The organism is Streptomyces sp. NPDC038707 (assembly GCF_040636485.1).
Taxonomy (GTDB): domain Bacteria; phylum Actinomycetota; class Actinomycetes; order Streptomycetales; family Streptomycetaceae; genus Streptomyces.
This window is the reverse complement of sequence record NZ_JBEZUP010000010.1, coordinates 192,815-218,810: the sequence shown is the minus strand read 5'-3', so window position 1 is coordinate 218,810 and position 25,996 is coordinate 192,815. Positions and strand designations below refer to the sequence as shown.

Here is a 25,996-nt window from a genome sequence, read left to right as displayed (position 1 = left end):
TCGGCGACGTTCCAGGTTAGCTGTACCCATCGGCACACAGAAACCGGAGAAGTAGTGCCTACGATCCAGCAGCTGGTCCGGAAGGGCCGGCAGGACAAGGTCGAAAAGAACAAGACGCCCGCACTCGAGGGTTCGCCCCAGCGTCGCGGCGTCTGCACGCGTGTGTTCACGACCACCCCGAAGAAGCCGAACTCGGCCCTCCGCAAGGTCGCGCGTGTGCGTCTGACCAGCGGCATCGAGGTCACCGCTTACATTCCGGGTGAGGGACACAACCTGCAGGAGCACTCCATCGTGCTCGTGCGCGGCGGCCGTGTGAAGGACCTGCCGGGTGTTCGCTACAAGATCATCCGCGGTTCGCTCGACACCCAGGGTGTCAAGAACCGCAAGCAGGCTCGCAGCCGTTACGGCGCCAAGAAGGAGAAGTAAGAATGCCTCGTAAGGGCCCCGCCCCGAAGCGCCCGGTCATCATCGACCCGGTCTACGGCTCTCCTCTGGTGACCTCCCTGATCAACAAGGTGCTGCTGAACGGCAAGCGCTCCACCGCCGAGCGCATCGTCTACGGCGCCATGGAGGGCCTGCGCGAGAAGACCGGCAACGACCCGGTCATCACGCTCAAGCGCGCTCTTGAGAACATCAAGCCGACCCTCGAGGTCAAGTCCCGCCGTGTCGGTGGCGCCACCTACCAGGTGCCGGTCGAGGTCAAGCCCGGCCGCGCCAACACCCTGGCGCTGCGCTGGCTGGTCGGTTACTCCCGCGCCCGTCGCGAGAAGACCATGACCGAGCGTCTCCTCAACGAGCTTCTCGATGCCTCCAACGGCCTCGGTGCGGCCGTGAAGAAGCGCGAGGACACCCACAAGATGGCCGAGTCCAACAAGGCCTTCGCGCACTACCGCTGGTAGTCGCTACCCACATCGAGACCGAGAGAAGACTGAAGCCTTATGGCTACCACTTCACTTGACCTGGCCAAGGTCCGCAACATCGGGATCATGGCCCACATCGACGCGGGCAAGACGACCACCACCGAGCGGATCCTGTTCTACACCGGTGTGTCTTACAAGATCGGTGAGGTCCACGACGGCGCTGCCACCATGGACTGGATGGAGCAGGAGCAGGAGCGTGGCATCACGATCACCTCTGCTGCCACCACCTGTCACTGGTCGCTGGAGAACGTCGACCACACCATCAACATCATCGACACCCCGGGTCACGTCGACTTCACCGTCGAGGTGGAGCGCTCCCTGCGCGTGCTCGACGGTGCCGTGACGGTGTTCGACGGCGTCGCCGGCGTCGAGCCGCAGTCCGAGACGGTGTGGCGTCAGGCGGACCGCTACGGCGTGCCGCGTATCTGCTTCGTCAACAAGCTCGACCGCACCGGTGCCGAGTTCCACCGCTGTGTCGACATGATCTCCGACCGCCTGGGCGCGCAGCCGCTGGTCATGCAGCTGCCGATCGGTGCCGAGGCGGACTTCAAGGGTGTCGTCGACCTGGTGACGATGAAGGCGTTCGTCTGGTCCGCCGAGGCCACCAAGGGCGAGATGTACGACATCGTCGACATCCCGGAGACCCACACCGAGGCGGCCGAGGAGTGGCGCGGCAAGCTGCTCGAGGCCGTGGCCGAGAACGACGAAGAGATCATGGAGCTGTACCTGGAGGGCGAGGAGCCTTCCGTGGAGCAGCTGTACGCCGCGATCCGTCGTATCACCATCGCCTCCGGCAAGGGCACCGGCACCACGGTGACCCCGGTGTTCTGCGGTACCGCGTTCAAGAACAAGGGTGTCCAGCCCCTGCTCGACGCGGTCGTGCGCTACCTCCCCTCCCCGGTTGACATCGAGGCCATCGAGGGCCACGCGGTCAACAACGCGGAGGAGGTCGTCAAGCGCAAGCCGTCCGACGACGAGCCGCTGTCGGCGCTGGCGTTCAAGATCATGAGCGACCCGCACCTCGGCAAGCTCACTTTCGTCCGCGTGTACTCCGGCCGCCTGGAGTCCGGCACCGCCGTGCTGAACTCCGTCAAGGGCCGCAAGGAGCGCATCGGCAAGATCTACCGCATGCACGCCAACAAGCGTGAGGAGATCGAGTCGGTGGGCGCGGGCGACATCGTCGCCGTCATGGGCCTGAAGCAGACCACCACCGGTGAGACGCTCTGCGACGAGAAGAACCCGGTGATCCTGGAGTCCATGGACTTCCCGGCGCCGGTCATCGAGGTCGCGATCGAGCCCAAGTCCAAGGGTGACCAGGAGAAGCTGGGTGTCGCCATCCAGCGTCTCGCGGAGGAGGACCCCTCCTTCCAGGTGCACACCAACGAGGAGACCGGCCAGACCGTCATCGGCGGTATGGGCGAGCTTCACCTCGAGGTCCTCGTGGACCGCATGAAGCGCGAGTTCAAGGTCGAGGCCAACGTCGGCAAGCCGCAGGTGGCCTACCGCGAGACGATCCGCAAGGCCGTCGAGCGCGTCGACTACACCCACAAGAAGCAGACCGGTGGTACCGGTCAGTTCGCGAAGGTGCAGATCGGCATCGAGCCGCTCGAGGGCGGCGACACCTCGTACGAGTTCGTGAACAAGGTGACCGGTGGCCGTATCCCGAAGGAGTACATTCCTTCGGTGGACGCCGGCTGCCAGGAGGCCATGCAGTTCGGCATCCTCGCGGGCTACGAGATGACCGGTGTCCGTGTCATCCTCCACGACGGTGCCTACCACGAGGTCGACTCCTCCGAGCTCGCCTTCAAGATCGCCGGTTCGCAGGCCTTCAAGGAGGCCGCGCGCAAGGCCAGCCCCGTGCTGCTCGAGCCGATGATGGCCGTCGAGGTCACCACGCCCGAGGACTACATGGGTGACGTCATCGGCGACATCAACTCCCGCCGTGGCCAGATCCAGGCCATGGAGGAGCGGGCTGGTGCCCGCGTCGTGAAGGGCCTCGTGCCCCTGTCGGAGATGTTCGGCTACGTCGGCGACCTCCGCAGCAAGACGTCGGGTCGCGCAAGCTACTCGATGCAGTTCGACTCCTACGCCGAGGTTCCGCGGAACGTCGCCGAGGAGATCATCGCGAAGGCCAAGGGCGAGTAACGCACCGCGTAAACACGCCGTAGGCTTGACTCCGGAGCCTCCAGGGGCAAACGTCCGCTATCGCGAGCGTTTGCCCCGGGTTCCGGGCCTTTACAGCAAAGATCACCTGGCGCCGATGAAGTAAGGCGTACAGAACCACTCCACAGGAGGACCCCAGTGGCGAAGGCGAAGTTCGAGCGGACTAAGCCGCACGTCAACATCGGCACCATCGGTCACATCGACCACGGTAAGACGACCCTCACGGCCGCCATTACCAAGGTGCTGCACGACGCGTACCCGGACCTGAACGAGGCCACCCCGTTCGACAACATCGACAAGGCGCCCGAGGAGCGTCAGCGCGGTATCACCATCTCCATCGCGCACGTCGAGTACCAGACCGAGGCGCGTCACTACGCCCACGTCGACTGCCCGGGTCACGCGGACTACATCAAGAACATGATCACCGGTGCCGCGCAGATGGACGGCGCGATCCTGGTGGTCGCCGCCACCGACGGCCCGATGCCGCAGACCAAGGAGCACGTGCTCCTGGCCCGCCAGGTCGGCGTTCCGTACATCGTCGTCGCCCTGAACAAGGCCGACATGGTGGACGACGAGGAGATCCTGGAGCTCGTCGAGCTCGAGGTCCGTGAGCTCCTCTCCGAGTACGAGTTCCCGGGCGACGACGTTCCGGTCGTCAAGGTCTCCGCGCTCAAGGCCCTCGAGGGCGAGCAGCAGTGGGTGGACTCCGTCCTCGAGCTGATGAAGGCCGTCGACGAGTCGATCCCGCAGCCGGAGCGCGACGTCGACAAGCCGTTCCTCATGCCGATCGAGGACGTCTTCACCATCACCGGTCGCGGTACGGTCGTCACCGGCCGTATCGAGCGTGGTGTCCTCAAGGTCAACGAGAACGTCGACATCATCGGCATCAAGACCGAGAAGACCTCCACCACGGTCACCGGCATCGAGATGTTCCGCAAGCTGCTCGACGAGGGCCAGGCCGGTGAGAACGTCGGTCTGCTCCTCCGTGGCATCAAGCGCGAGGACGTCGAGCGCGGCCAGGTCATCATCAAGCCGGGCTCGGTCACCCCGCACACCGAGTTCGAGGCGCAGGCCTACATCCTGTCCAAGGACGAGGGTGGCCGCCACACGCCGTTCTTCAACAACTACCGTCCGCAGTTCTACTTCCGCACGACGGACGTGACCGGCGTGGTGACCCTCCCCGAGGGCACCGAGATGGTCATGCCGGGTGACAACACCGAGATGACGGTGTCGCTCATCCAGCCCGTCGCCATGGAAGAGGGCCTGAAGTTCGCCATCCGTGAGGGTGGCCGCACCGTGGGCGCCGGCCAGGTCACCAAGATCCTGAAGTAAGTTCCGCTTGCTTGAGGGTCAGCACCTGACCTGAGGGGAGGCCCGTACGACTCCGGTCGTACGGGCCTCTTCTGCTTTCCCGGGCCTTCACTGCATGTTCGTCAGCGGGGGGTGGTCGTACGACGCCTCGCACCCGTAGATCTGCAGGCAGTACCCGCGGCCGAAGTTCAGCTCGGTCTGCCCGGACGGCCCCTGGAACATCGGTCCGGTGTACCCGGCGTCCCGGGGCGGGGTATTCGGTGACGGTCTCCGGGTGCAGCACGCAGGGTTCGGGCAGGTAGTCGGCGTTGCCGATCACGGCGGGCCGTGGCGGTGCGGCGAGCGGACCGGTGACGGCGGCCGAGTCGCGCCGGCGCAGCTCCACCCGGGGGAGGTGGCCGGGGCCGTGGTCGAAGGGGCACCACAGCACCTGGAGCAGGTCGGTGCCGGCGGGGCGGGGCAGGGCGGGCACGTCGGCGGCGTATAGCTGGAGCGCCGGCACCATCGGGAGCGGCCCTCCACGGGTATCCGGGTCCGCGCCCGCCCCCGGTCCACGACGGCTTCCTCCGCCTCGGTCAGCAGCGCGGCGCCCGCGGCGCGCGGCCGGGCCCACGCCTCGCGCAGCACGCGCCGGGCCCGTCGTACGTCGTCGGGCGGGGTTCCCCGGTGCCAGGGCCCGGCGTGCTCCGGGCACCCCGGCCACGCCTCCCCGGCCGGCCACAGCAGCGGCCCGCCGAGCGAGCTGTCCGCCGGGGCGGGGGTGCCGGCCCGCGGGTGCAGCCGTACGGCGGTGCGGGCGAGCGGTGCCAGCTCGGGGAAGGGGACGGTGATGTCCAGGGGGCGCGGGGGAGTCGTCCGGGTCATGCCCGGAGGCTAGCGAGCCCTGCCGACCAGGCCGCGGGCGTCTCGGGGGCGTCCCTTACGGGTCTCGAAACTATTCGGTGCGTACGACCCGTTCCCCGGTGCCGTCGCCTCGCCCACTATTTGTCATGCCGCTGAGCAAATAGCGAGGCGCGTGGGACTGGAGGAGTGCCGTATGTCGTCTGCGCACGTCAGCCGTAGGACGGTCCTGGGCGGGACGGTCCTGGGGGCCGGGCTGGCCGCGGTGTCGGGGCCGGTGGCGGGGGCCGCGTCCGGGCCGGGGTCCGGGTCCGGGGCCGTCTCCGGGGAGGGGCTGCGGGTGACGGACCCGGGGTCGTACATCTCGTTCACGGGCGGGGTGTTCTCCCTGGTGGGCGCGCCGGTGGTGGTCAGCCCGGAGGATCACCCCGGAGTCGTACGGGTCGCGGGGGACCTGCGGGACGACCTCGCGCGGGTGACCGGCGTCCGCCCGGGTACGACCATCGGCCGCTTCCCGGTGCTGGTCGGCACGATCGGCCGCAGCCCGCTGATCGACGGCCTGGTCCGCTCCGGCAAGCTCGACGTGACCGGCGTGCGGGGCAAGTGGGAGACCTCGCTCCAGACCGTCGTGGACCACCCGATGCCCGGGGTGGAGCGGGCGTTCGTCATCGCGGGCAGCGATCCGCGGGGCACGATCTTCGGGGCGTACGACGTCTCGTACGGCATCGGGGTCTCGCCCTGGCACTGGTGGGACGACGTGCCGCCGACGCGGCGCAAGCACGTGTGGGTGAAGCCCGGCCGGTTCACCCAGGGGACCCCGGCGGTGAAGTACCGGGGCATCTTCGTCAACGACGAGAACCCGGCGCTCGGCACCTGGGCCCCGGCCTACTTCGGCTCCGGAAAGGCGCCGGGGTTCCCCAACGGCTTCACGGCCGACTTCTACGCGAAGGTGTTCGAGGTCCTGCTGCGCCTGAAGGCGAACTACCTCTGGCCGGCGGTGTGGGGCCGGGCGTTCGCCGAGGACGACCCGGAGAACCACCGCAGGGCCGCCCAGTACGGGATCGTGATGGGCACCTCCCACGAGGCGCCGATGATGCGCGGCATCGAGGAGTGGAACCGGCACGCGGGCTCGGGTACCGACCCCTACGGGGGTACGGGGGAGTGGTCGTACCGCCGCAATCCGGAGGCGATCCGGGCGTACTGGCGCGCGGGCATCCAGCGCATGGTCGACGAGGGCTTCGAGGGCGTCGTCACCCTCGGCATGCGCGGCAACGGCGACACCAGCCTGCCCGACGGCGACGGCATCGAACTGATGCAGCAGATCATCGCCGACCAGCGGAAGATCATCGAGGAGGTGACCGGGAAACCGGCCGCCGAGACGCCCCAGGTGTGGACCCTCTACAAGGAGGTGCAACGCTACTGGGACCGGGGTCTTCGTGCCCCCGACGACGTCACCGTGGTCCTCACGGACGACAACTGGGGAAACATCCGCAAGCACCCGGACGGCCCGCGGACCGGCGGCTACGGCCTGTACTACCACTTCGACTACGTCGGGGCCGGCCGCAACTACAAGTGGGTCGACACCGCGAACCTCCGCAACGTCTGGGACCAGCTCCACCAGGCGCACGCCTACGGGAACCACGGTCTGTGGGTGGTCAACGTCGGCGACCTGAAGGGCAACGAACTGCCGACGGAGTTCTTCCTCGCCTACGCCTGGAACCCGGACCGCCTGCCGCTGGAGCGTCTCGGCGCCTGGGAGGAACGTTACGCCCGGCAGAACTTCGGCGAGGCGCAGGCGAAGGAGATCGCGTCGCTGCTGGCGGAGTACGGCCGGCTCCAGGCCCGCCGCAAGCCCGAGCTGCTGAACCGCCGGATCACTCTTTCCGGTGACAAGGTCGTCTACGACGACCAGCAGACCCCGTACTACTTCGGGCACCGGGAGCTGGAACGGGTCACCGAGGAGTGGCGCGAGCTGGGCCGCCGCGCCGAACGCGTCGAGCGCAGGCTGCCGGAGCGGCTGCGGGACGCGTGGTTCGAACTGGCCGGCTACGAGGTGACGGCGACCGCGAACCTGTACGAGCTGCGGGAGGCGGAGTTCACGAACCTGCTCTACGCGGCGCAGGGCCGGGCCGCGGCGAACGACCGCGCGGCCCGGGCGGAGGCGGGCCTCGCCCGGGACTTCGCCCTCGCCGACCGCTTCAACTCCCGGGTGGCGGACGGCAAGTGGCAGGGCTTCCAGACCCAGCCGCACATCGACTACGGCGATGTGGAGCGCTACGGCCCGAACGCGGGCTGGCAGCAGCCGGAGAAGGACAACGTGGCCATACCCGACGTGCTGTTCCCGGCGGTGCGGCGGATCGAGGTGCCGGAGGCGGCGGAGCTGGGCGTGTCGGTGGACGGCGCGGAGGACGAGGGCGAGTGGTGGCCCGGAGGTTCTTCCGGTACGGCGGCCCTCCCGCCCTTCAGCCCTTACCAGACCCGCCCCCGCCAGTACGTGGAGATCTTCAACCGGGGCCGCACGCCCTTCTCCTACGAGGTGTCGGTCTCGGCGCCCTGGCTGCGGGTGGACCGTCCCCGGGGCCGGGTGGAGAAGCAGGTCCGTCTGGAGGTGGAGGTCGACTGGTCCCGGGCCCCCGAGGGGCGCGCGGAGGCGACCCTGACGGTGCGGGGCGCGGGCGTGTCGGTTCCGGTCCGCTGTGTGGCGGAGCGCCCGTCGGGCGTCCGGGCACGGGGCTTCGTGGAGGCCGGCGGGTACGTGGCGATCGACGCCGAGCACTATGACCGTGCGGTCGGCCAGTGGCGCCGCATCGACGGCATCGGCCGCACGGGGGCGGGCGTGACCCCGTGGCCGGTGACGGCTCCACGCCAGACCCCCGGGGGCTCCACCCCCCACCTGGAGTACGAGGTGACGCTGCTGTCCGCCCCCGGCGAGGTGACGGTCTGGGCGTACCTCTCCCCCCGGAACCCGTCCCTCCCCGGGGTGACGGGGCTGCGCTACGGCGTCTCGCTGGACGACGGCCCGATCCGCACGGTGGACATCACCGAGGGCGCGGACGACGGCCTGCTGAACACGGTGTGGGCCCGTAACACCTCCGACAACATCAACCGCACGGCCACCCGCCACACGGTGACCTCACCGGGCGTCCACCGCCTGAGGTTCTGGATGGTCGACCCGACGGTGGTGGTCCAGCGGCTGCTGATCGACACGGGCGGGCTTCCGGAGCTGTACCTGGGGCCGCTGGAGAGCCGGCGGTTGTGACGACCGTGTAGAGCTGCGTCGGATCCTCCCGGGGTACGACACGGTCCGTCCCCGGGAGACCGGCTCCCCGAACCCTTGGGGGAGTCCCCCTCTCCTTACTCCTGCCCGATGCCGTGCGGTATCCCGGCCAGGGGCCCGGCGCCCAGCGGTACGTCCTCCTGGCGCTCCAGCAGCCCGGAGATGGACACCTCCAGGATCTGGCGGACGACGCCGGCGAAGTCGACGTGCATGGCCGCCACCACCGGATCGTCCGGGTACTCCGCCGTCAGGGCCCGTGACGGCTGGATGTAGGGCCAGGCCGCACTGGCCGCCAGCGAGACGAAGCCCGTCAGCCGGAAGGCGTCCTCCGCGCCGAGCTCGGGAAGGCAGCGGCGGGCCAGCTCGGCCAGGGCGCGGAAACTGCGCAGCGTCGCGTATTTGTGCGCGAGGGCCACCTGGGCCGAGACGTTGCGTTCCAGGACGGCGGCCTGGGCGCTGATGAGGTCGCACAGCACCGGTCGCCGGGCCAGGGACCCGGCCAGCACCCGGGCGAGCCGGTCTCCGCGCTCGCGCGGCGTTCCCTGGACGGGGGTGAGCAGTGCGTCCAGCTCGGTGAGCCAGTCCCGCAGCTCGGCGTCCAGCAGCTGGAGCAGGATCGCCTCGCGTGATTCGAAGTACCGCAGCACGTTCGCCTTGGCCAGGCCCACGCGCCGGCTCAGTTCGTTCAGGCTCAGCTGCGCGACCGGCATCTCGGTCAGCATCCCGGCCGTCACCTCGAGGATGTGCCGCCGCCTCTGAGCGCGCTGTTCGTCACTGCGGGCGCGTTGGAAGTCCACGGGATCAGCGTATTACAGACCGCCGGTCCGTTGATAAGCGACCGGTGGTCCGTTACCGTGGGGACGCCGAGTCAAGATACCGGCGGTACTTAATGGCGGGTGCAGATCGTTCCCGGAACCGAGCCCGCCGGACGAGCGAACTCCTCCCTTCCCGCACAGCCGCCCCCGCACCCCGCTGCGGAGCCCTCCCGAAAAGAACTGACATGTACGACTACGAGCACTTCTCCATCGACGGCCAGTGGCAGAAGCCGGCCGGTGCCTTGATGACCGACGTGGTTTCCCCGTCCACCCAGGAGGTCGTCGGCCGGGCGCCGCTGGGCGTCACCGACGACATCGACCGGGCCGTCGACGCGGCGCGCCGGGCGTTCGACCAGGGCCCGTGGCCGCGGATGTCACCGGGCGAGCGGGGCGTGATCCTGCGCCGGCTGGCGGAGAACCTGACCGCGTCCGGAGAGGCGATCGCCGATGTGATGACCGACGAGGTCGGCACCACGCGCGCCAACAACCTGTGGATCGGCCAGGCGGGCGCCGGCCTGCTCCGGTACTACGCCGACATGGCCGAGAGGGACGGCATGGAGGAGGTGCGGACCGGTCTGACCGGAACCGAGTTCACCGTGCGCCACGAGCCGGTCGGTGTGGTCGCCGCGATCGTGCCGTGGAACAGCCCGCTGTTCCTGTTGCTGGCCAAGGTCGCTCCGGCGCTGGCGGCCGGCTGCACGGTCGTCGCCAAGGCGCCCGAGGAGACACCGCTGGAGTTCTACTTCCTGGCCGAAGCGGCGCTGGCGGCCGGCCTGCCGGCCGGTGTGCTGAACATCGTGGCCGCCGACCGCCGGGTCAGCGAGTACCTGGTGCGCCACTCCGGCATCGACAAGGTGTCCTTCACCGGCAGCACGCGCGCGGGGCGCACGATCGGCTCCATCTGCGGCAACGACCTCAAGCGCGTGAGCCTGGAGCTGGGCGGGAAATCCGCGGCCGTCGTCCTGGACGACGCGAATTTGGACACGGTGGTCCAATACGCACTGGCGGGTGGCATCGTGCCCAACAACGGCCAGGCGTGCATGGCACTCACCCGCATCCTGCTGCCGCGCGCCCGCTACGAGGAGTTCGCCCAGGCCATCACCTCCGCCGTCAGGACGCTGAAGGTCGGCGACCCGTGGGACGAGGACACACAGATCGGTCCGCTGATCTCCGAGCGGCAGCGGGACCGCGTCGAGGGCTACATCGCCGCCGGTCTCGCCGAGGGCGCGCGCATCACCACCGGCGGCGGCCGCCCGGAGGGGCTGGAGCGCGGCTGGTACGTGGAACCGACCGTCTTCACCGGCGTCGACAACGGCATGACGATCGCCCAGGAGGAGATCTTCGGCCCGGTGCTGGCGCTGATCCCGCACGACGGTGACGACGACGCCGTCCGCCTGGCCGACGACTCGGCCTACGGTCTGGGCGGAGCGGTCTTCAGCGAAGACGCGGAGCGGGCCTTCGCGGTCGCCCGGGCGGTGCGCACCGGCACCATGGGCGTCAACGGCTACGCGCCGGACTTCGGTGCGCCGGGCGGCGGCTTCAAGGCGTCGGGCATCGGCCGCGAGATGGGCGAAGAGGGTCTGGCCGGTTACCGCGAGACCAAGACCATCTACGGGGTGGCCCCGGCCCGCGACTGAGCACCGCGTGCACCGGGGGAGCACCGCCCGGCCACTTATGAACCCGTCCTGGGGCTGTCCCTTCTCACTTGTCAGTCGGTGCGGGGCGGGGGATCGGCTCGTGCCCGTGGTCGGCCTGCGTGCTCATGTCGTCGTCCCGTAGAGCGGCAGGCCCTGGGTCGGGATCGTCCAGTCGGCGATGGTCACGTCCTCGCCGTAGACGAAGTCCTTCCGGGTGGCGTAGCGCGGGCCGGCCGGGGTGGGGTGGATGTCCGTGAAGACGGCGCCGGTGCCGGTGCGCGGGTCGAAGACCGCGTAGACGGGGATGCCCATCAGGGCGTAGTCGCGGACCTTGCCCACCCAGTCGTTGTCCGGGTTGGAACGGGAGACGATCTCGATGGCGGCGAGGACGGTACGGGGGTCGATGGAGCCTTCGGTATCGAGGTCTTCCCAGGCGATCACCATGACGTCGGGGTGTCGCAGGATCGCCTCGGGCTCGTCCTCCACGTCCGGTGTGCCGTTGTGGGCCAGCAGGTCGTCCGGCATCACCTTCTCCAGGCGACGGCTGACGCGCGCGGCCGTGACCTCGTGCGGCCCACCCGGCGACATCATGTCGTGAACGATCCCTTCCTTGGTGATCTCGAATTTCCCCGGGAGGGCGTCATCCATCGACTGAACGACATCCCGCATGGTCCGGTACAGGTGGGTGGCGCTCTGCCGGGGGCCGTCCGGTGCGATGGTCATGGCGCCCGCTCCTCGTCTGTGCCCGGGGTCAAGGATCGTCGCTTTCATGCTAGGCGGCCTCCAGGAGAAGGGTCCGGCAGTCTCGGCAGTGGCCCGGAGCCGGGGCCCGGAAGGCCCGGTCGCAGGATTCGCAGGTCTGGAGGGGGTGGCGGACCGGAGGGGGTGGTTCGGGGGTGCGGTACGGCGGGAGGGGCGGGAGGTTGGCCGTGAGGCGGTGGGCCAGGAGGGCGGCCGGGCGGGTCAGGGGGTCCGGTGGGAGGTTGCCGGTCAGGGCCTCGTGTACCGCCGTGGGGGTGAGGTCGCGCTCCAGCCAGGCCGCGACCCCCGGTGCCAGGTGTTCGGCCTCCGTGGCGGAGAGAAGCAGGCGGGGGTCCCCGCGGCGCAGGCCGGCGAGGACGTCCGTGGCCACGCGGAGTAGCTCCGGGGAGGAGTACGCGGGCTTCGGTACCGCCGGGAGGGCCGTACGGCGGGGCTGCTGCTGCTGCCGCCGTCGGGGTGCGGGTGGTTCCTCGGCGCGGCGGCCCGGCTGGTTGCAGGAGACCGTGCGGGTGACGATCCGGCCGCCGGGGACCCGGGTGCGTTCGCGGCGCAGATAGCCGTGGGCCTCCAGCTCCCGCAGCGCCGCCGCGATGCGGATCGCGCCCTCCGGGAAGCGGGCGGCCAGGGTCTTGATGTCGACGCGGGCGCCGGGCGGCAGCGACTGGATGTGGCACGCCAGACCGATCGCCAGCAGCGACAACTCCGCGTGCTGGACGAGGTGGTTGCCGATCACCGTGAAGCGGGTGGTGTGCCGGGTGTGGTCGTGGACGAGCCAGCCGGTGTGATGGTTCCGCCGGTTCGGGTGGTTGTTTGCGGTTACGCGGGACTGGGCGTGCGGAGGCGCGCTAGGGTCCTCGATATCCATCGGGAAGTTAGTGCCTTCCTCGGTGGTCAGGCCCTCGCACTGGGATCGCTACTCCCGGCGAGGGCCGACTCATGTCGGCAGGTCTGTCGCGCTGAGCGTAGGACAGACAACCGGCCCCAAATCCAGCCAAGTTGGCGTTGTTCACCCTCGCGGGTGAGTTTGCGCCGTGGGCGGGAGGGGTGGGGCTTGGTGGGGTCCTTTCACCCCGGTGTTCCTTGGGGAGTGACCGCCCGCGTCACCGGAGCACGGTCCGCCGGGTCCCGGTGCGGCAGGGTCACCTCGGCCCACACCGTCTTGCGCGGGCGACGGCCCACGGCCACGCCCCACTTGTCGGCCAGCGCCTCCACGAGGAGGAGCCCGCGCCCGGACTCCCCTTCCTCGCTCGGGAGCCGCAGCCGGGGGAAGCGGTCGTCGCGGGTGTCGGTGACCTCGATGCGGAGCGTGTGTCCGACGACGTAGATCAGGAGCTGGAAGTCCCGGCCGGGTACGCGACCGTGCGTGACGGCGTTCGCGGCCAGCTCGGCGACGATCTGCGTCACCTGCTCCACCGGCAGCCCCCACGACCGCAGATGCTGTTCGGCGAGCAGCCGGGCGAGTCGGGCACCACGGGGTGTGGGGGACAGCCGGATGTCGAAGGTGGGGATGTGGCCGGTGGGGTGGTTTTCAGGGGCACCCATTTCTTGGTTCACATCACAGAGCGTGGCGAAGCCTGGTTCCGTAGGGGAGTGACAACGCCTGTACGTACAGTCACTGTCTCCCGATTTGTCTCGGCTGTCTCGGCTGTCTCCGGCGTTGTACGGGTAAAGCTGCGCGCCGAAGGAGGAGCCATGGGTGACGGTGTGGACGAGGCCGGTTGGGACGTCGAGCCGGGCGACGAGATCGAGCCGGTGGTCCAGGCGGTGGGCCGACTGCTCAGGGTCTGCCGGGAGTCGGCCGGCGTGAGTGTCCCGGAGCTGGCGGAGGCCTTGGGCTACGGCGAGGACATGATCCGCAAGATCGAACGCGGGGTGCGTATCCCGAGGCCGGAGTTCCTGGATAGCGCGGACACGTTCCTGAAGGCCCAGGGGCATCTACGGGCCTTCCGGGAGGACATGAGGAAGGCGCGGTATCCGAAGAAGGTACGGGCGTTGGCAGAGCTGGAGGGGCGGGCGGTGGAGATGCTGCTCTACAGCAACCACAACATCCATGGGCTGTTGCAGACGGAGGAGTACGCGCGAGCACTGCTTCGCACTTGGCGCCCGGCATACTCGCCCGACCAGTTGGAGCGCATGGTGGGTGCACGGATGGCCCGCAAGTCCGTCTTCGACCGCTCGCCCGTACCAGAGATCAGTTTCGTTCAGGAAGAGGTGACGCTGCGGCGCCCGGTTGGCGACACAATGGTGCTGCGCCGTCAGCTCGAACACATGCTGGAGGTTGCCCAGTTGCCGTTCGTGGAGCTTCAGGTGATGCCGACGGTCCGTGCGAACCATCCCGGTACGGGCGGTCGTATCCAGGTGCTGAAGTTTGCTGACGGTACGGGATTGGGCCGCACCGACGGCGACTTCTCAGGCCGCCCCGTCTCGACCCCGAGGCAGCTCCGCATCCTCGACTTGCGCTATGGCATCATCCGGTCGCAGGCGCTCCCTCCAGAGGAGTCTCTGGACATCATCGAGAAAGCGCTGGGAGAACTATGAGCACCCCGGAACTCCGCTGGTTCAAGAGCAGCTACAGCAGCAGCAGTAACGGCAACGACTGCATCGAGGCGGCTCTCACCTGGTCCAAGAGCAGCTACAGCGACAGCAGCAACGGCAACGACTGCCTCGAATTCGCCCCCACCCCCACCACCATCCACGTCCGCGACTCCAAGAACACCGACGGCCCCTGCCTCACCGTCGCCCCGGCCGCCTGGGCCGACTTCCTGACGTACGCCGTGGGTCGGTGAGCCGGTTTGGCGATACAGAACCCCCACCCGTGGGGACAGCCGTACGCCGGCCCGCCGCCCGTGCCGCCGAGCATCCCGGCCAGGGACCTGCGGCCGCGGCGCGTCTGGTACCTGGTCGCCGCGCTGCTGGGGATCGTGCTGGCCGCTGTCGGGGCCGTCTTCCTGGTGGTGACGGTGAAGGACACGGTCCACTCGATCGACACGGACCGGAGTTTCTCCAACGGTGAGTCGCGGACGTTCCGCTTCGTGGAGGGGGAGACCAAGGCGATCTACGTCTCCCAGGCCGGGCGGGCCCATGTCGAGTGCCGGATCCCGGAGATGCGGTCCGGGTCGATGACCCAGCCGGACAGCACGTTCCGCGTCACCACGGGGTCCCGCACCTGGGAGCGGGTCTTCGAGGTGAAACCCGGCAGCAGCGGCGACTACTCCCTCACCTGCACCTCTGAGGTGCAGGCCGAGTTCGCGCTGGGGGACAAGCCCCAGGTGGGGTCCACGATCGGCAGCATCGCCGCCGGAATCGGCTGTCTGCTCGCCGCGTTCTTCGCGTCCGCGACGATCGTCGTCGTCACCGCCGTCCGCCGCAGCCGCCACCGCCGTCGGCTCACGGCAGCCTGGGCCCGGCCGCCGCAGTGGGGGCCGCCCCCGTCCGGCCCGGTCTCCTAGCCGTACGGCCGACGCGTCGGGCGGGTCACAGATCAACATCCCCGCCCCGCAGGCGCCACGATGATCGCTACCCTGGCAGGTGCACAACACCACCTGGAACGGGGGCAACGCGTTGTGACTGGCGCACCAGGAGAACAGGGCACAACAGGGGCGGTGGCCCAGCCCGCGGGGATGCGGCTGAACCACCTGGCCGATCCCGGGGGCGGCGGTGCCGCGGGCGGGCGCCTCACGTCGTCGTCCGCCGAGAAGCAGGCCGCCGCGAACTCGATCGAGCGGGACATCGAGCCGGGCACGCGCACGGCGGGGGCCTGGGCGGACGGCGAGACGGACGCGGCGGTGAAGGCGTTCGGCGCGAAGGACGGCGACGGCTGGCTGACGTCCAAGGCCGTGCAGACGATGCACAAGACGTGGGGTGAGCAGGTCAAGAACCTGATGACCCTCCTGGCGCAGGACAAGGGGGCGCTGCGGGCCGCCGACACCACCTTGCAGGGCACCGACGCCGGGGTCGGCGCGGCGACGCGCAGACCGTCGGTGTTCGACCAGTACTCGCCGCCGCCGCAGCACTGACTTCGCTCGATCCGACTCACAGGCATCGCATTCAACGGGGACCCATGCCGACGTACCACGAAGTCATGACGACCGACCTGTCCACGCTCACCACGGCGGCCGACCGCTGGGACGGGATGGCGAAACAGTTCCACGACCAGGAGACGGCGTACGCGAAGAGCGTGCACGGCATCACCCTCGGTTCGTCCTGGATGGGGTTCAGCGGGGACGTCGCCCAGAAGCGCCTCGGCGACACGCTGAAGGAGTTCCAGAAGGCCCAGGTGGAGGCCAAGGCCATCGCCTCGCTCCTGCGGGACGCGCACACCCGTTTCGTGGACCTGCGCAAGAAACTGGAGTCGGCCCGGGACGACGCCGTCGACCAGGGGATGAAGGTGTCGGACCAGGGCGTCGTCTCGTACGACACGTCGAAGCTCAGTGCCGGGGACCACCAGGCCCTCGCGCACGACCCCGACTACCAGGAGAGCGTCCGCAAGGCCGTGGCCTCCTGGCAGGCCCACATCGACCAGTGCGTGAAGAACGTGGACACGGCCGACCAGGACGTCCAGTTCGCCCTCCAGACCGTGGTGGCCGACACCGACATCACCGACGGCACGATGAACGGCTTCAACGGCACGGCGCACGGGGACCTGAGCACGTACCACGCCCCCGGACCGGCCAAGGACGGCAAGGCCCGGACGGAGACCGACGGGTGGCAGTGGCACGGCGAGGGCAAGGGCTCGGGGCCCGACGCCGGAGTCAGCGTGAGCGGCCCGAAGTACGGCAAGGAGGGGACGGCCAAGGCATACGCGGACCTCGACCACATCACCGGGGAGGGCACGCTCTCCAACGGCGACTTCAAGCTCGCCATGGTGGGTGATCTCGTGGTGGGCGCCCGGGCGTCGGCGTCCGGTGCCATGACCGACAAGGGCATATCCGGGTCCGCCGAGGTGTCCGCGGGAGCACGGGCCCTCGTGGAAGGGCGGGCCGAGTACGGCTACCTCGGCGCCGGCTACCTGCGCGGTACCGGGTTCGACGGTGCCGAGGCCCAGGCGAGTGCCGGTGTGGGACTGGAGGGCCTCAACGCCGGCGCGAAGGCGTTCGCCGGGGGCAAGGCCGGCGGCGCGGCGGGAGGCGAGGTCGCGGGGATCGGCGCCGGTGCCACGGCCGAGGGATGGGCCGGTGCGGGTGCGGAAGCCAAGTTGACGTTCGGCAAGGGCGACGACGGTAAGTTCCATGTCGGTACCAAGGTGGGCCTCGCTGTCGGACTCGGTGGCTCCGTCGGCGCCGAGTTCACCGTCGACCCGGACAAGGTGGGCGAGGCCGCGGGCGACGCGGCCGACGCCCTGGGGGACGTGGTCGATTTCGCCGGTGACGCCGCGGGCTCGATCAAGCACGGCTTCACCAGTCTGTTCTGATGGGCCACCCCGTGGAAGGAACGACTCCCATGCCCTCGACCCTGCCGGTACCGATCGAATTCAGGCTGCCGGACGGCTGGCGGCCGGCACCTCCGGACGAGGTCGGCGCCTCCACCGCCGCCTTCGTCGCGCTCCACCCCGGGCCGGACTCCGGGTTCACCGCCAACATCACCATCGACGGCGAGTTCCGGGCCGACGGGAGCCTGACCGAGTCCGCCGACGAGTCGGTCCAGCGCTTGCAGGCAGTGGCCGGCCCGGTGGTGGTGGTGAGCCGTCGCGAGACCGGCACCGACGCCGCGCCCGCCCTGACGCAGCGGCTGACGTTCACGGCCGTCGTGGACGGGGCGCGCCGTGACCTCGTCCAGTCCCAGGTGCACCTGGCCCTCCTGGACACCGGGAATCCGCACAGGCAGGCGGTGATCCGGGCGTACCTGACCGCCACCACGACGCAGCACGACGCCGTTCTCCCGGACTTCCAGGAGTTCGTGCGCTCCATCCGCCCGGACACGGGAAGGTGATCACATGGGCCTGCGAGACCTGTTCACCGGCACCAGGCACCCCGACCGCGGCGTCCCGCCCCGGTCCGCCGACGAGGTCCGCGCCGCCCTGCTCGCCGTCGGCGGGCCGGACGCGCCGTACGTCGTGCGGGAGGGGCTCGCCGACGGGGCCGATCTGGTCGCCGAATGGCGCATCCGGGACCCCGCCTGGCACACCTTCTTCGCCCGGACCCAGGTCAGCCGCGCCTTCGAGGTCCGGATGCGCCTGGTCCCGGAGAACCGGGAGGTGCGCGCCCTCGACCGGGAGTGGGAGGTCACCTGGGCCGGCGGGACGCCCAAGCTGGTGCTGTCGGCCGAGCGGTCCCGCGGGCAGGTCAAAACCGTGTCCCGGCGCTGGACGGTCGAGCGGGGCGACGACGGCAGGATCAGGGCGACGGAAGACTTCCACTTCGACACCGCCGAGCTGAAGACGCCTTTGCAGGAGGCTGTCCTCGGCGCGGGGTGGACCTGGCGCGGGGCACTGTTCAAGCTCTGATCCGCTCGCGGTCCCGGTGGTGCAGGACCGCCAGGGCGTAGGCGACCCGGGTGTCCAGGTGCCGGGGAGCGTGACGGTAGGTCCTGCTCAGGCCCCGGTGGTCCAGGATCGTGCCGGTGCCGGGGGCGCGCCAGCGGACGCGGGCGGGGCGGCCGAAGGTGAAGTCGTCCGGGCTGCCGTCGAAGAACGAGTACACCGTCGCGCAGACCACCCAGAGGAGCCAGGCGGGCGCGGTGACCACGTAGAGCAGCCAGGCGTACCAGGTGCCGGCCTTGCCAGTGATGTGCACCTGCTGACCGGCGAGCCGCGCGGTCCAGCGGGTCCGGCGGGGCCAGGGCAGGAGGCGGCCGGGGCGGCGGGTGACGCGGGCCAGGGGAGTGCCGTCGGGCGCGTGGACGTCGTGGGCGTCCGGACCGGCGGGGGTGAGGGAACACAGCGGGCGGTCGTCCGGGGCGGTGTGGATCCAGAGCGGGCGTCCGGCCGTACGGGAGGCGTAGACCCGGGCCAGCGGCGCGTTCCCGGAGCGGTGGGAGACCGTCGAGACCAGCTCCCTGTCGGAGGCGGGCAGCGGTACCGGGTTGTCCGCCGAGATCCGGAAGGCGTACGGGGTGATGTCGTGCACACGGTCATCTTCGGTGCCGGTGATCTCGTACCGGAAGCCGCGGTGCGCCGCACCGGCACTCCGGTTTGACCTACGTCACCTTCGGGGTAATCTCTTCGGCCCGATTGGCACAGCGGCCGCCCCATATGGCAGACTGTCCGAGTTGCTCGGTCGAGTGTTGATGCTGCGCGCCTCCCGCCGGGAGGACCGGAAGCGAGTCCCACAGTACTCGTCGTCCTAACTGCCCTCGGGCAGCACTGGGGCGGACGTACGGGAATCTTCCGGGAAGTGTGAGCGCGATACCGGCCAGGCGCCCGGTGGGCCCCAGGTCCCCGGTCCGCGGTTCCGGAAGGGCCGTGTCAATCCCGCAGGGATGTTCGGACAAGGGACATCCATGTCAGCGGGAGCGCGACACGCCCGACCGCGTGGGTCGGAGGAGCAAGGGTCACCCAGAAGAAACACCGGGTTCCAGAGCGTTAGAGAGACAGGACTACTGAGTAGCCATGGCGGGACAGAAGATCCGCATCCGGCTCAAGGCCTACGACCACGAGGTCATCGACTCTTCGGCGAAGAAGATCGTCGAGACGGTGACTCGCACTGGTGCGTCGGTCGCGGGCCCGGTGCCGCTGCCCACTGAGAAGAACGTGTACTGCGTCATCAAGTCGCCGCACAAGTACAAGGACTCGCGCGAGCACTTCGAGATGCGCACGCACAAGCGCCTGATCGACATCCTCGACCCGACCCCCAAGACCGTTGACTCTCTGATGCGACTCGACCTCCCGGCCGGTGTCGACATCGAGATCAAGCTCTGAGGCTGGTGGGCTGAGAATGGCTAAGCAGATCAAGGGCATCCTGGGCGAGAAGCTCGGCATGACGCAGGTGTGGGACGAGAACAACCGTGTTGTTCCGGTCACCGTCGTCAAGGCCGGCCCCAACGTCGTGACCCAGGTTCGTACGAACGACGTCGACGGCTACGAGTCGGTCCAGATCGCCTTCGGCGAGATCGACCCGCGCAAGGTGAACAAGCCCCTCAAGGGTCACTTCGCCAAGGCCGACGTCACCCCCCGTCGCCACCTCGTCGAGATCCGCACCGCGGACGCCTCCGAGTACACGCTGGGCCAGGAGATCACCGCTGAGGTGTTCGAGGCCGGCGTGAAGGTCGACGTCACCGGCAAGAGCAAGGGCAAGGGCTTCGCCGGTGTCATGAAGCGTCACAACTTCGGTGGCCTCGGCGCCGGTCACGGCACCCAGCGCAAGCACCGCTCGCCCGGTTCCATCGGTGGCTGCGCCACCCCGGGCCGTGTGTTCAAGGGCCTCCGCATGGCGGGTCGCATGGGCAACGAGCGGGTCACCACCCAGAACCTGACCGTCCACGCCGTTGACGCGGAGAAGGGTCTGCTGCTCATCAAGGGCGCGGTTCCCGGTCCGAACGGCGGCCTCGTCCTGGTCCGCACCGCGGCCAAGGGGGCCTGAGGTAACCGATGAGCACTGTTGACATCCTTTCGCCGGCGGGCGAGAAGGCCGGTTCCGTCGAGCTCCCCGCGGAGATCTTCGACGCCAAGGTCAGCGTCCCGCTGATCCACCAGGTCGTCGTCGCGCAGCTGGCCGCTGCCCGCCAGGGCACGCACAAGACCAAGACCCGCGGTGAAGTCCGTGGTGGCGGCAAGAAGCCGTACCGCCAGAAGGGCACCGGTCGCGCCCGCCAGGGTTCGACCCGCGCGCCGCAGTTCGCCGGTGGTGGCGTCGTGCACGGTCCCGTGCCGCGTGACTACTCGCAGCGGACCCCGAAGAAGATGAAGGCCGCCGCCCTGCGCGGTGCCCTCACCGACCGGGCGCGTCACAACCGCATCCACGTCGTCTCCGGCGTGGTCGAGGGTGACATCTCCACGAAGGCCGCGAAGAGCCTGTTCGGCAAGATCTCGGAGCGCAAGAACCTGCTCCTGGTCGCCGAGCGCTCCGACGAGGCCGCGTGGCTGTCCGCCCGCAACCTGCCCCAGGTCCACATCCTGGAGCCGGGCCAGCTGAACACGTACGACGTTCTCGTCTCGGACGACGTGGTCTTCACCCAGGCCGCTTTCGAGTCCTTCGTCGCCGGCCCGAAGGCCAACGACACCGAAGGGAGCGAGGTCTGATGGCCATCCGTCACCCCGCTATCGCCTCGAAGGCCGCCAAGGCCGCCAAGGCCGCGCGCGTCGCCAAGGCGCGTCGTCACGCCGCCGAGGGCAAGAACACCGTCGAGACCCCGCTGAGCAAGTCCTTCACGGACCCCCGTGACGTGCTGCTCAAGCCGGTCGTCTCCGAGAAGAGCTACGCGCTCCTCGACGAGAACAAGTACACGTTCATCGTCGCCCCGGGCGCCAACAAGACCCAGATCAAGCAGGCCGTCCAGGCGGTCTTCGACGTCAAGGTCACCGGGGTCAACACGATCAACCGCCAGGGCAAGCGCAAGCGCACGAAGACCGGCTTCGGTCAGCGTGCCGGCAGCAAGCGCGCGATCGTGACCCTCGCCGAGGGCGACCGTATCGACATCTTCGGCGGTCCGACCGCCTAAGGGCGGTCCGGATCGTCCGATATCGGACGAGGACTGAGAAATGGGAATCCGCAAGTACAAGCCGACTACGCCGGGCCGTCGTGGCGCCAGCGTTGCCGACTTCGTCGAGGTCACGCGGTCCACGCCGGAGAAGTCGCTGGTCCGTCCCCTGCACAGCAAGGGCGGCCGTAACAACGCCGGTCGTGTGACCGTTCGCCACCAGGGTGGCGGACACAAGCGCGCCTACCGAGTGATCGACTTCCGTCGTCACGACAAGGACGGCGTGCCGGCGAAGGTCGCGCACATCGAGTACGACCCCAACCGCACCGCGCGCATCGCGCTGCTGCACTACGCCGACGGCGAGAAGCGCTACATCCTCGCCCCGCGCAACCTGCACCAGGGCGACACCGTGGAGAACGGTCCCGGGGCCGACATCAAGCCGGGCAACAACCTGGCCCTCCGCAACATCCCGGTCGGTACCACGATCCACGCGATCGAGCTCCGTCCCGGTGGCGGTGCCAAGTTCGCCCGCTCCGCGGGTGCCTCCGTGCAGCTGCTCGCGAAGGAGGGCGCCTACGCCCACCTGCGCATGCCGTCCGGTGAGATCCGTCTGGTCGACGTGCGCTGCCGCGCCACCGTCGGCGAGGTCGGCAACGCCGAGCAGTCGAACATCAACTGGGGCAAGGCCGGCCGTAAGCGGTGGCTGGGCGTTCGCCCGACCGTCCGTGGTGTGGTCATGAACCCGGTCGACCACCCGCACGGTGGTGGTGAGGGCCGGACCTCCGGTGGCCGCCACCCTGTGTCCCCGTGGGGCAAGAAGGAAGGCCGTACTCGTTCGCCCAAGAAGGCGTCGAACAAGTACATCGTCCGCCGCCGCAAGACGAACAAGAAGCGCTAAGGACGGGTTGAGATGCCTCGTAGCTTGAAGAAGGGGCCCTTCGTCGACGACCACCTGATGAAGAAGGTGGACGCCCAGAACGATGCCGGCACCAAGAACGTCATCAAGACCTGGTCCCGTCGCTCGATGATCGTCCCGGCCATGCTCGGCCACACGATCGCGGTGCACAACGGCAAGACCCACATCCCGGTGTTCGTCACCGAGGCGATGGTCGGCCACAAGCTCGGCGAGTTCTCGCCGACGCGCACCTTCCGGGGTCACGTCAAGGAAGACCGGAAGTCGAAGCGCCGCTAGTAGCGGATCGCATTCAGACACGTAAGTAACTCTGAAGGGACAACCATGGAAGCCAGGGCACAGGCGCGGTACATCCGCGTGACGCCCATGAAGGCCCGCCGTGTGGTGGACCTCATCCGTGGCATGAACGCCACGGAGGCCCAGGCTGTTCTGCGATTCGCTCCGCAGGCAGCCTCCGTGCCCGTCGGCAAGGTGCTCGACAGCGCCATCGCCAACGCCGCGCACAACTACGACCACACCGATGTCGACAGCCTCTTCGTTTCCGAGGCCTACGTCGACGAGGGCCCGACCCTGAAGCGGTTCCGGCCGCGCGCCCAGGGCCGTGCCTACCGGATCCGCAAGCGGACCAGCCACATCACCGTGGTCGTCAGCAGCAAGGAAGGAACCCGGTAATGGGCCAGAAGGTAAACCCGCACGGGTTCCGGCTCGGTGTCACGACCGACTTCAAGTCGCGTTGGTACGCCGACAAGCTGTACAAGGACTACGTCAAGGAAGACGTCGCCATCCGTCGGATGATGACGTCCGGCATGGAGCGCGCCGGCATCTCCAAGGTGGAGATCGAGCGCACCCGTGACCGCGTCCGCGTGGACATCCACACCGCTCGCCCGGGCATCGTCATCGGCCGCCGCGGCGCCGAGGCCGACCGCATCCGCGGTGACCTGGAGAAGCTGACCGGCAAGCAGGTCCAGCTCAACATCCTCGAGGTCAAGAACCCGGAGACGGACGCTCAGCTGGTGGCCCAGGCCGTCGCCGAGCAGCTGTCCTCCCGCGTCTCCTTCCGTCGGGCCATGCGCAAGAGCATGCAGTCCGCCATGAAGGCCGGCGCCAAGGGCATCAAGATCCAGTGCGGTGGCCGCCTCGGCGGCGCCGAGATGTCCCGCTCGGAGTTCTACCGCGAGGGCCGCGTGCCCCTGCACACGCTCCGCGCGAACGTTGACTACGGCTTCTTCGAGGCCAAGACGACCTTCGGCCGCATCGGCGTGAAGGTCTGGATCTACAAGGGCGACGTCAAGAACATCGCCGAGGTCCGCGCCGAGAACGCTGCCGCCCGTGCGGGTAACCGCCCGGCCCGCGGTGGCGCCGACCGCCCGGCCCGTGGTGGCCGCGGTGGCGAGCGGCGCGGTCGCAAGCCGCAGCAGGCTGCCGGTGCCGAGGCCCCCAAGGCCGAGGCCCCCGCGGCTGCCGCTCCGGCTGAGAGCACCGGAACGGAGGCCTGACCGAAATGCTGATCCCCCGTAGGGTCAAGCACCGCAAGCAGCACCACCCGAAGCGCAACGGTATGTCCAAGGGTGGAACGCAGGTTGCGTTCGGCGAATACGGCATCCAGGCGCTGACCCCGGCCTACGTCACGAACCGCCAGATCGAGGCGGCCCGTATCGCGATGACCCGCCACATCAAGCGTGGCGGCAAGGTCTGGATCAACATCTACCCGGACCGTCCCCTCACCAAGAAGCCGGCCGAGACCCGCATGGGTTCCGGTAAGGGTTCCCCGGAGTGGTGGATCGCGAACGTCAAGCCCGGACGTGTGATGTTCGAGCTGTCGTACCCCAACGAGAAGATCGCCCGTGAGGCGCTGACCCGTGCGGCCCACAAGCTGCCGATGAAGTGCCGGATCGTCAAGCGCGAGGCAGGTGAAGCGTGATGTCGGCCGGTACCAAGGCGTCCGAGCTGCGCGAGCTGGGCAACGAGGAGCTTCTGGCGAAGCTCCGCGAGGCCAAGGAAGAGCTGTTCAACCTCCGCTTCCAGGCGGCCACGGGTCAGCTCGAAAACCACGGTCGGCTGAAGGCCGTCCGTAAGGACATCGCGCGGATCTACACCCTGATGCGCGAGCGCGAGCTGGGCATCGAAACGGTGGAGAACGCATGAGCGAGAACAACGTGACTGAGCAGAACACCGAAGCCCGAGGCTTCCGCAAGACCCGTGAGGGTCTGGTCGTCAGCGACAAGATGGACAAGACCGTCGTCGTCGCCGTCGAGGACCGTGTGAAGCACGCGCTGTACGGCAAGGTCATCCGCCGTACGAACAAGCTCAAGGCCCACGACGAGCAGAACGCTGCGGGCGTCGGCGACCGCGTCCTCCTCATGGAGACCCGGCCGCTGTCCGCGACGAAGCGCTGGCGCGTCGTCGAGATCCTCGAGAAGGCCAAGTAATTCCTGCGGGGCAAACCCGCAGGTCAGTTCCGCCAGGCTCGGCAGGGGCTCGGTCTGAAAAGCCAGCTCCTGCCGGGAACCGGCAGACGATCAGGAGATAGACGTGATCCAGCAGGAGTCGCGACTGCGTGTCGCCGACAACACTGGTGCGAAGGAGATCCTTTGCATCCGTGTGCTCGGTGGCTCCGGTCGCCGCTACGCGGGCATCGGTGACGTCATCGTCGCCACCGTCAAGGACGCGATCCCCGGTGGCAACGTGAAGAAGGGTGACGTCGTCAAGGCGGTCATCGTTCGCACCGTCAAGGAGCGCCGCCGTCCGGACGGCTCGTACATCCGCTTCGACGAGAACGCCGCCGTCATTCTGAAGAACGACGGCGACCCTCGCGGCACCCGCATCTTCGGCCCGGTCGGCCGTGAGCTGCGCGAGAAGAAGTTCATGAAGATCATCTCGCTCGCGCCGGAGGTGCTGTAAGCATGAAGATCAAGAAGGGCGACCTGGTCCAGGTCATCACCGGCAAGGACAAGGGCAAGCAGGGCAAGGTCATTGCCGCTTACCCGCGCGAGGAGCGCGTCCTGGTCGAGGGTGTCAACCGGGTCAAGAAGCACACCAAGGCCGGTCCGACTGCCAGCGGTTCCCAGGCCGGCGGCATCGTGACCACCGAGGCGCCGATCCACGTCTCCAACGTCCAGCTGGTCGTGGAGAAGGACGGCAAGAAGGTCGTCACGCGTGTCGGCTACCGCTTCGACGAAGAGGGCAACAAGATCCGCGTTGCCAAGCGGACGGGTGAGGACATCTGATGGCTACCACCACCACTCCGCGTCTGAAGCAGAAGTACCGCGAGGAGATCGCGGGCAAGCTGCGTGACGAGTTCAAGTACGAGAACGTCATGCAGGTTCCCGGCCTCGTCAAGATCGTGGTCAACATGGGTGTCGGCGACGCCGCCCGTGACTCGAAGCTGATCGAGGGCGCGATCCGCGACCTGACCACCATCACCGGTCAGAAGCCGGCCGTCACCAAGGCCCGCAAGTCCATCGCGCAGTTCAAGCTGCGCGAGGGTCAGCCGATCGGTGCCCACGTCACGCTCCGTGGCGACCGCATGTGGGAGTTCCTGGACCGCACCCTGTCGCTGGCGCTCCCGCGCATCCGCGACTTCCGCGGCCTGTCCCCGAAGCAGTTCGACGGCCGTGGCAACTACACCTTCGGTCTCACGGAGCAGGTCATGTTCCACGAGATCGACCAGGACAAGATCGACCGCGTCCGGGGTATGGACATCACCGTGGTCACCACGGCGACCAACGACGAAGAGGGCCGTGCCCTTCTCCGTCACCTCGGCTTCCCGTTCAAGGAGGCGTGAG

33 protein-coding genes are annotated in these 25,996 nt (G+C 68.8%); 27 read left to right on the top strand and 6 right to left on the bottom strand.

Features of this window, described 5'->3' with window-relative positions; translation table 11 throughout:
• Window positions 1-54: 54 nt before the first annotated feature.
• From rpsL to tuf, 4 genes are all read left to right on the top strand, one after another.
• A complete protein-coding gene (gene rpsL / locus AB0E62_RS16775) occupies window positions 55-426 on the top strand; it encodes a 30S ribosomal protein S12 (protein WP_003948652.1) in 372 nt (123 codons plus the stop codon).
• Window positions 427-428: 2 nt separating this feature from the next.
• Window positions 429-899, top strand: coding sequence for a 30S ribosomal protein S7 (gene rpsG, locus AB0E62_RS16770; protein WP_003998848.1), 471 nt, complete (start codon window positions 429-431; stop codon window positions 897-899).
• Window positions 900-938: 39 nt separating this feature from the next.
• Window positions 939-3,065, top strand: a complete 2,127-nt coding sequence (gene fusA / locus AB0E62_RS16765) for an elongation factor G (RefSeq protein WP_362193339.1) — start codon at window positions 939-941, stop codon at window positions 3,063-3,065.
• A gap of 156 nt (window positions 3,066-3,221) precedes the next feature.
• On the top strand, window positions 3,222-4,415 hold the full coding sequence (gene tuf, locus AB0E62_RS16760; protein ID WP_362193336.1) for an elongation factor Tu: 1,194 nt from the start codon (window positions 3,222-3,224) through the stop codon (window positions 4,413-4,415).
• A gap of 294 nt (window positions 4,416-4,709) precedes the next feature.
• Here the strand turns inward: tuf and AB0E62_RS16755 are convergent, their stop codons facing one another.
• Window positions 4,710-5,258 carry a hypothetical protein gene (locus tag AB0E62_RS16755; RefSeq protein ID WP_362193333.1) on the bottom strand — a complete coding sequence of 183 codons (549 nt, stop codon included), beginning with the start codon at window positions 5,256-5,258 and terminating at the stop codon, window positions 4,710-4,712.
• 172 nt (window positions 5,259-5,430) lie between these two features.
• Between AB0E62_RS16755 and AB0E62_RS16750 the strand changes: the two genes are divergently transcribed.
• Window positions 5,431-8,493 carry a glycosyl hydrolase 115 family protein gene (locus AB0E62_RS16750; protein ID WP_362193330.1) on the top strand — a complete coding sequence of 1,021 codons (3,063 nt, stop codon included), beginning with the start codon at window positions 5,431-5,433 and terminating at the stop codon, window positions 8,491-8,493.
• A gap of 95 nt (window positions 8,494-8,588) precedes the next feature.
• Here AB0E62_RS16750 and AB0E62_RS16745 read toward each other — a convergent pair whose 3' ends face one another.
• Entirely contained in the window at window positions 8,589-9,308 is a 720-nt protein-coding gene (locus tag AB0E62_RS16745; RefSeq protein ID WP_362193327.1) for a TetR family transcriptional regulator, read from the bottom strand.
• A gap of 203 nt (window positions 9,309-9,511) precedes the next feature.
• Here AB0E62_RS16745 and AB0E62_RS16740 point away from each other — a divergent pair, with 203 nt between their 5' ends.
• A complete protein-coding gene (locus AB0E62_RS16740; protein WP_362193324.1) occupies window positions 9,512-10,963 on the top strand; it encodes an aldehyde dehydrogenase in 1,452 nt (483 codons plus the stop codon).
• 123 nt (window positions 10,964-11,086) lie between these two features.
• Here the strand turns inward: AB0E62_RS16740 and AB0E62_RS16735 are convergent, their stop codons facing one another.
• The 3 genes from AB0E62_RS16735 to AB0E62_RS16725 all read right to left on the bottom strand — a co-directional run bounded on the left by AB0E62_RS16735 (window position 11,087) and on the right by AB0E62_RS16725 (window position 13,267).
• Window positions 11,087-11,686, bottom strand: a complete 600-nt coding sequence (locus AB0E62_RS16735) for a Uma2 family endonuclease (protein ID WP_362193321.1) — start codon at window positions 11,684-11,686, stop codon at window positions 11,087-11,089.
• 49 nt (window positions 11,687-11,735) lie between these two features.
• Window positions 11,736-12,590 carry a helix-turn-helix domain-containing protein gene (locus tag AB0E62_RS16730; RefSeq protein ID WP_362193318.1) on the bottom strand — a complete coding sequence of 285 codons (855 nt, stop codon included), beginning with the start codon at window positions 12,588-12,590 and terminating at the stop codon, window positions 11,736-11,738.
• 200 nt (window positions 12,591-12,790) lie between these two features.
• A complete protein-coding gene (locus AB0E62_RS16725) occupies window positions 12,791-13,267 on the bottom strand; it encodes an ATP-binding protein (RefSeq protein WP_362193315.1) in 477 nt (158 codons plus the stop codon).
• Window positions 13,268-13,417: 150 nt separating this feature from the next.
• Here AB0E62_RS16725 and AB0E62_RS16720 point away from each other — a divergent pair, with 150 nt between their 5' ends.
• From AB0E62_RS16720 to AB0E62_RS16690, 7 genes are all read left to right on the top strand, one after another.
• Entirely contained in the window at window positions 13,418-14,263 is an 846-nt protein-coding gene (locus AB0E62_RS16720) for a helix-turn-helix transcriptional regulator (RefSeq protein ID WP_362193312.1), read from the top strand.
• On the top strand, window positions 14,260-14,511 hold the full coding sequence (locus tag AB0E62_RS16715) for a DUF397 domain-containing protein (RefSeq protein WP_362193309.1): 252 nt from the start codon (window positions 14,260-14,262) through the stop codon (window positions 14,509-14,511). Before AB0E62_RS16720 ends, AB0E62_RS16715 begins: the two co-directional genes overlap by 4 nt.
• 6 nt (window positions 14,512-14,517) lie before the next feature.
• The gene (locus AB0E62_RS16710) at window positions 14,518-15,174 is read left to right on the top strand and encodes a serine/arginine repetitive matrix protein 2 (RefSeq protein ID WP_362193306.1); all 657 of its coding nucleotides are present in this window, start codon (window positions 14,518-14,520) and stop codon (window positions 15,172-15,174) included.
• A gap of 153 nt (window positions 15,175-15,327) precedes the next feature.
• Window positions 15,328-15,741 carry a hypothetical protein gene (locus tag AB0E62_RS16705; protein WP_362193304.1) on the top strand — a complete coding sequence of 138 codons (414 nt, stop codon included), beginning with the start codon at window positions 15,328-15,330 and terminating at the stop codon, window positions 15,739-15,741.
• Window positions 15,742-15,806: 65 nt separating this feature from the next.
• Window positions 15,807-17,135, top strand: coding sequence for a hypothetical protein (locus AB0E62_RS16700; RefSeq protein ID WP_362193301.1), 1,329 nt, complete (start codon window positions 15,807-15,809; stop codon window positions 17,133-17,135).
• A 29-nt stretch (window positions 17,136-17,164) separates the two neighbouring features.
• Window positions 17,165-17,653 carry a hypothetical protein gene (locus AB0E62_RS16695; protein ID WP_362193298.1) on the top strand — a complete coding sequence of 163 codons (489 nt, stop codon included), beginning with the start codon at window positions 17,165-17,167 and terminating at the stop codon, window positions 17,651-17,653.
• A 4-nt stretch (window positions 17,654-17,657) separates the two neighbouring features.
• A complete protein-coding gene (locus AB0E62_RS16690) occupies window positions 17,658-18,167 on the top strand; it encodes a hypothetical protein (protein ID WP_362193295.1) in 510 nt (169 codons plus the stop codon).
• Here the strand turns inward: AB0E62_RS16690 and AB0E62_RS16685 are convergent.
• Window positions 18,157-18,789 (bottom strand): hypothetical protein, encoded by a 633-nt coding sequence (locus tag AB0E62_RS16685; RefSeq protein WP_362193292.1) that lies wholly within the window; start codon window positions 18,787-18,789, stop codon window positions 18,157-18,159. The two genes, AB0E62_RS16690 and AB0E62_RS16685, sit on opposite strands and share 11 nt — an antisense overlap.
• A gap of 482 nt (window positions 18,790-19,271) precedes the next feature.
• Between AB0E62_RS16685 and rpsJ the strand changes: the two genes are divergently transcribed.
• The 14 genes from rpsJ to rplE all read left to right on the top strand — a co-directional run bounded on the left by rpsJ (window position 19,272) and on the right by rplE (window position 25,995).
• On the top strand, window positions 19,272-19,580 hold the full coding sequence (gene rpsJ, locus AB0E62_RS16680; protein ID WP_003948644.1) for a 30S ribosomal protein S10: 309 nt from the start codon (window positions 19,272-19,274) through the stop codon (window positions 19,578-19,580).
• Window positions 19,581-19,596: 16 nt separating this feature from the next.
• Window positions 19,597-20,241: a 50S ribosomal protein L3 gene (gene rplC, locus AB0E62_RS16675; RefSeq protein ID WP_103781446.1), complete on the top strand. Its 645-nt coding sequence runs from the start codon at window positions 19,597-19,599 to the stop codon at window positions 20,239-20,241.
• Between the two features lie 8 nt (window positions 20,242-20,249).
• On the top strand, window positions 20,250-20,900 hold the full coding sequence (gene rplD, locus AB0E62_RS16670) for a 50S ribosomal protein L4 (RefSeq protein ID WP_189750914.1): 651 nt from the start codon (window positions 20,250-20,252) through the stop codon (window positions 20,898-20,900).
• Entirely contained in the window at window positions 20,900-21,319 is a 420-nt protein-coding gene (rplW, locus tag AB0E62_RS16665; RefSeq protein ID WP_121787376.1) for a 50S ribosomal protein L23, read from the top strand. The genes rplD and rplW overlap by 1 nt, the downstream gene beginning before the upstream one ends.
• A 40-nt stretch (window positions 21,320-21,359) precedes the next feature.
• A complete protein-coding gene (rplB, locus tag AB0E62_RS16660; RefSeq protein ID WP_359326348.1) occupies window positions 21,360-22,196 on the top strand; it encodes a 50S ribosomal protein L2 in 837 nt (278 codons plus the stop codon).
• Between the two features lie 12 nt (window positions 22,197-22,208).
• Window positions 22,209-22,490, top strand: coding sequence for a 30S ribosomal protein S19 (gene rpsS, locus AB0E62_RS16655; protein WP_362193287.1), 282 nt, complete (start codon window positions 22,209-22,211; stop codon window positions 22,488-22,490).
• A gap of 45 nt (window positions 22,491-22,535) precedes the next feature.
• The gene (gene rplV / locus AB0E62_RS16650; RefSeq protein ID WP_030601197.1) at window positions 22,536-22,883 is read left to right on the top strand and encodes a 50S ribosomal protein L22; all 348 of its coding nucleotides are present in this window, start codon (window positions 22,536-22,538) and stop codon (window positions 22,881-22,883) included.
• Window positions 22,883-23,707, top strand: a complete 825-nt coding sequence (rpsC, locus tag AB0E62_RS16645) for a 30S ribosomal protein S3 (protein WP_010036723.1) — start codon at window positions 22,883-22,885, stop codon at window positions 23,705-23,707. The genes rplV and rpsC overlap by 1 nt, the downstream gene beginning before the upstream one ends.
• 5 nt (window positions 23,708-23,712) lie before the next feature.
• A complete protein-coding gene (gene rplP / locus AB0E62_RS16640) occupies window positions 23,713-24,132 on the top strand; it encodes a 50S ribosomal protein L16 (protein WP_009190136.1) in 420 nt (139 codons plus the stop codon).
• Complete coding sequence (gene rpmC, locus AB0E62_RS16635) at window positions 24,132-24,356, top strand: 50S ribosomal protein L29 (protein ID WP_007494763.1); 225 nt, start codon at window positions 24,132-24,134, stop codon at window positions 24,354-24,356. The genes rplP and rpmC overlap by 1 nt, the downstream gene beginning before the upstream one ends.
• A complete protein-coding gene (rpsQ, locus tag AB0E62_RS16630) occupies window positions 24,353-24,640 on the top strand; it encodes a 30S ribosomal protein S17 (RefSeq protein WP_020941675.1) in 288 nt (95 codons plus the stop codon). Before rpmC ends, rpsQ begins: the two co-directional genes overlap by 4 nt.
• Window positions 24,641-24,743: 103 nt before the next feature.
• Window positions 24,744-25,112, top strand: a complete 369-nt coding sequence (gene rplN / locus AB0E62_RS16625) for a 50S ribosomal protein L14 (protein ID WP_003998823.1) — start codon at window positions 24,744-24,746, stop codon at window positions 25,110-25,112.
• Between the two features lie 2 nt (window positions 25,113-25,114).
• Window positions 25,115-25,438 (top strand): 50S ribosomal protein L24, encoded by a 324-nt coding sequence (rplX, locus tag AB0E62_RS16620; protein WP_030601194.1) that lies wholly within the window; start codon window positions 25,115-25,117, stop codon window positions 25,436-25,438.
• The gene (gene rplE / locus AB0E62_RS16615) at window positions 25,438-25,995 is read left to right on the top strand and encodes a 50S ribosomal protein L5 (RefSeq protein WP_030345436.1); all 558 of its coding nucleotides are present in this window, start codon (window positions 25,438-25,440) and stop codon (window positions 25,993-25,995) included. The genes rplX and rplE overlap by 1 nt, the downstream gene beginning before the upstream one ends.
• The last annotated feature ends 1 nt before the right edge of the window (window position 25,996 follow it).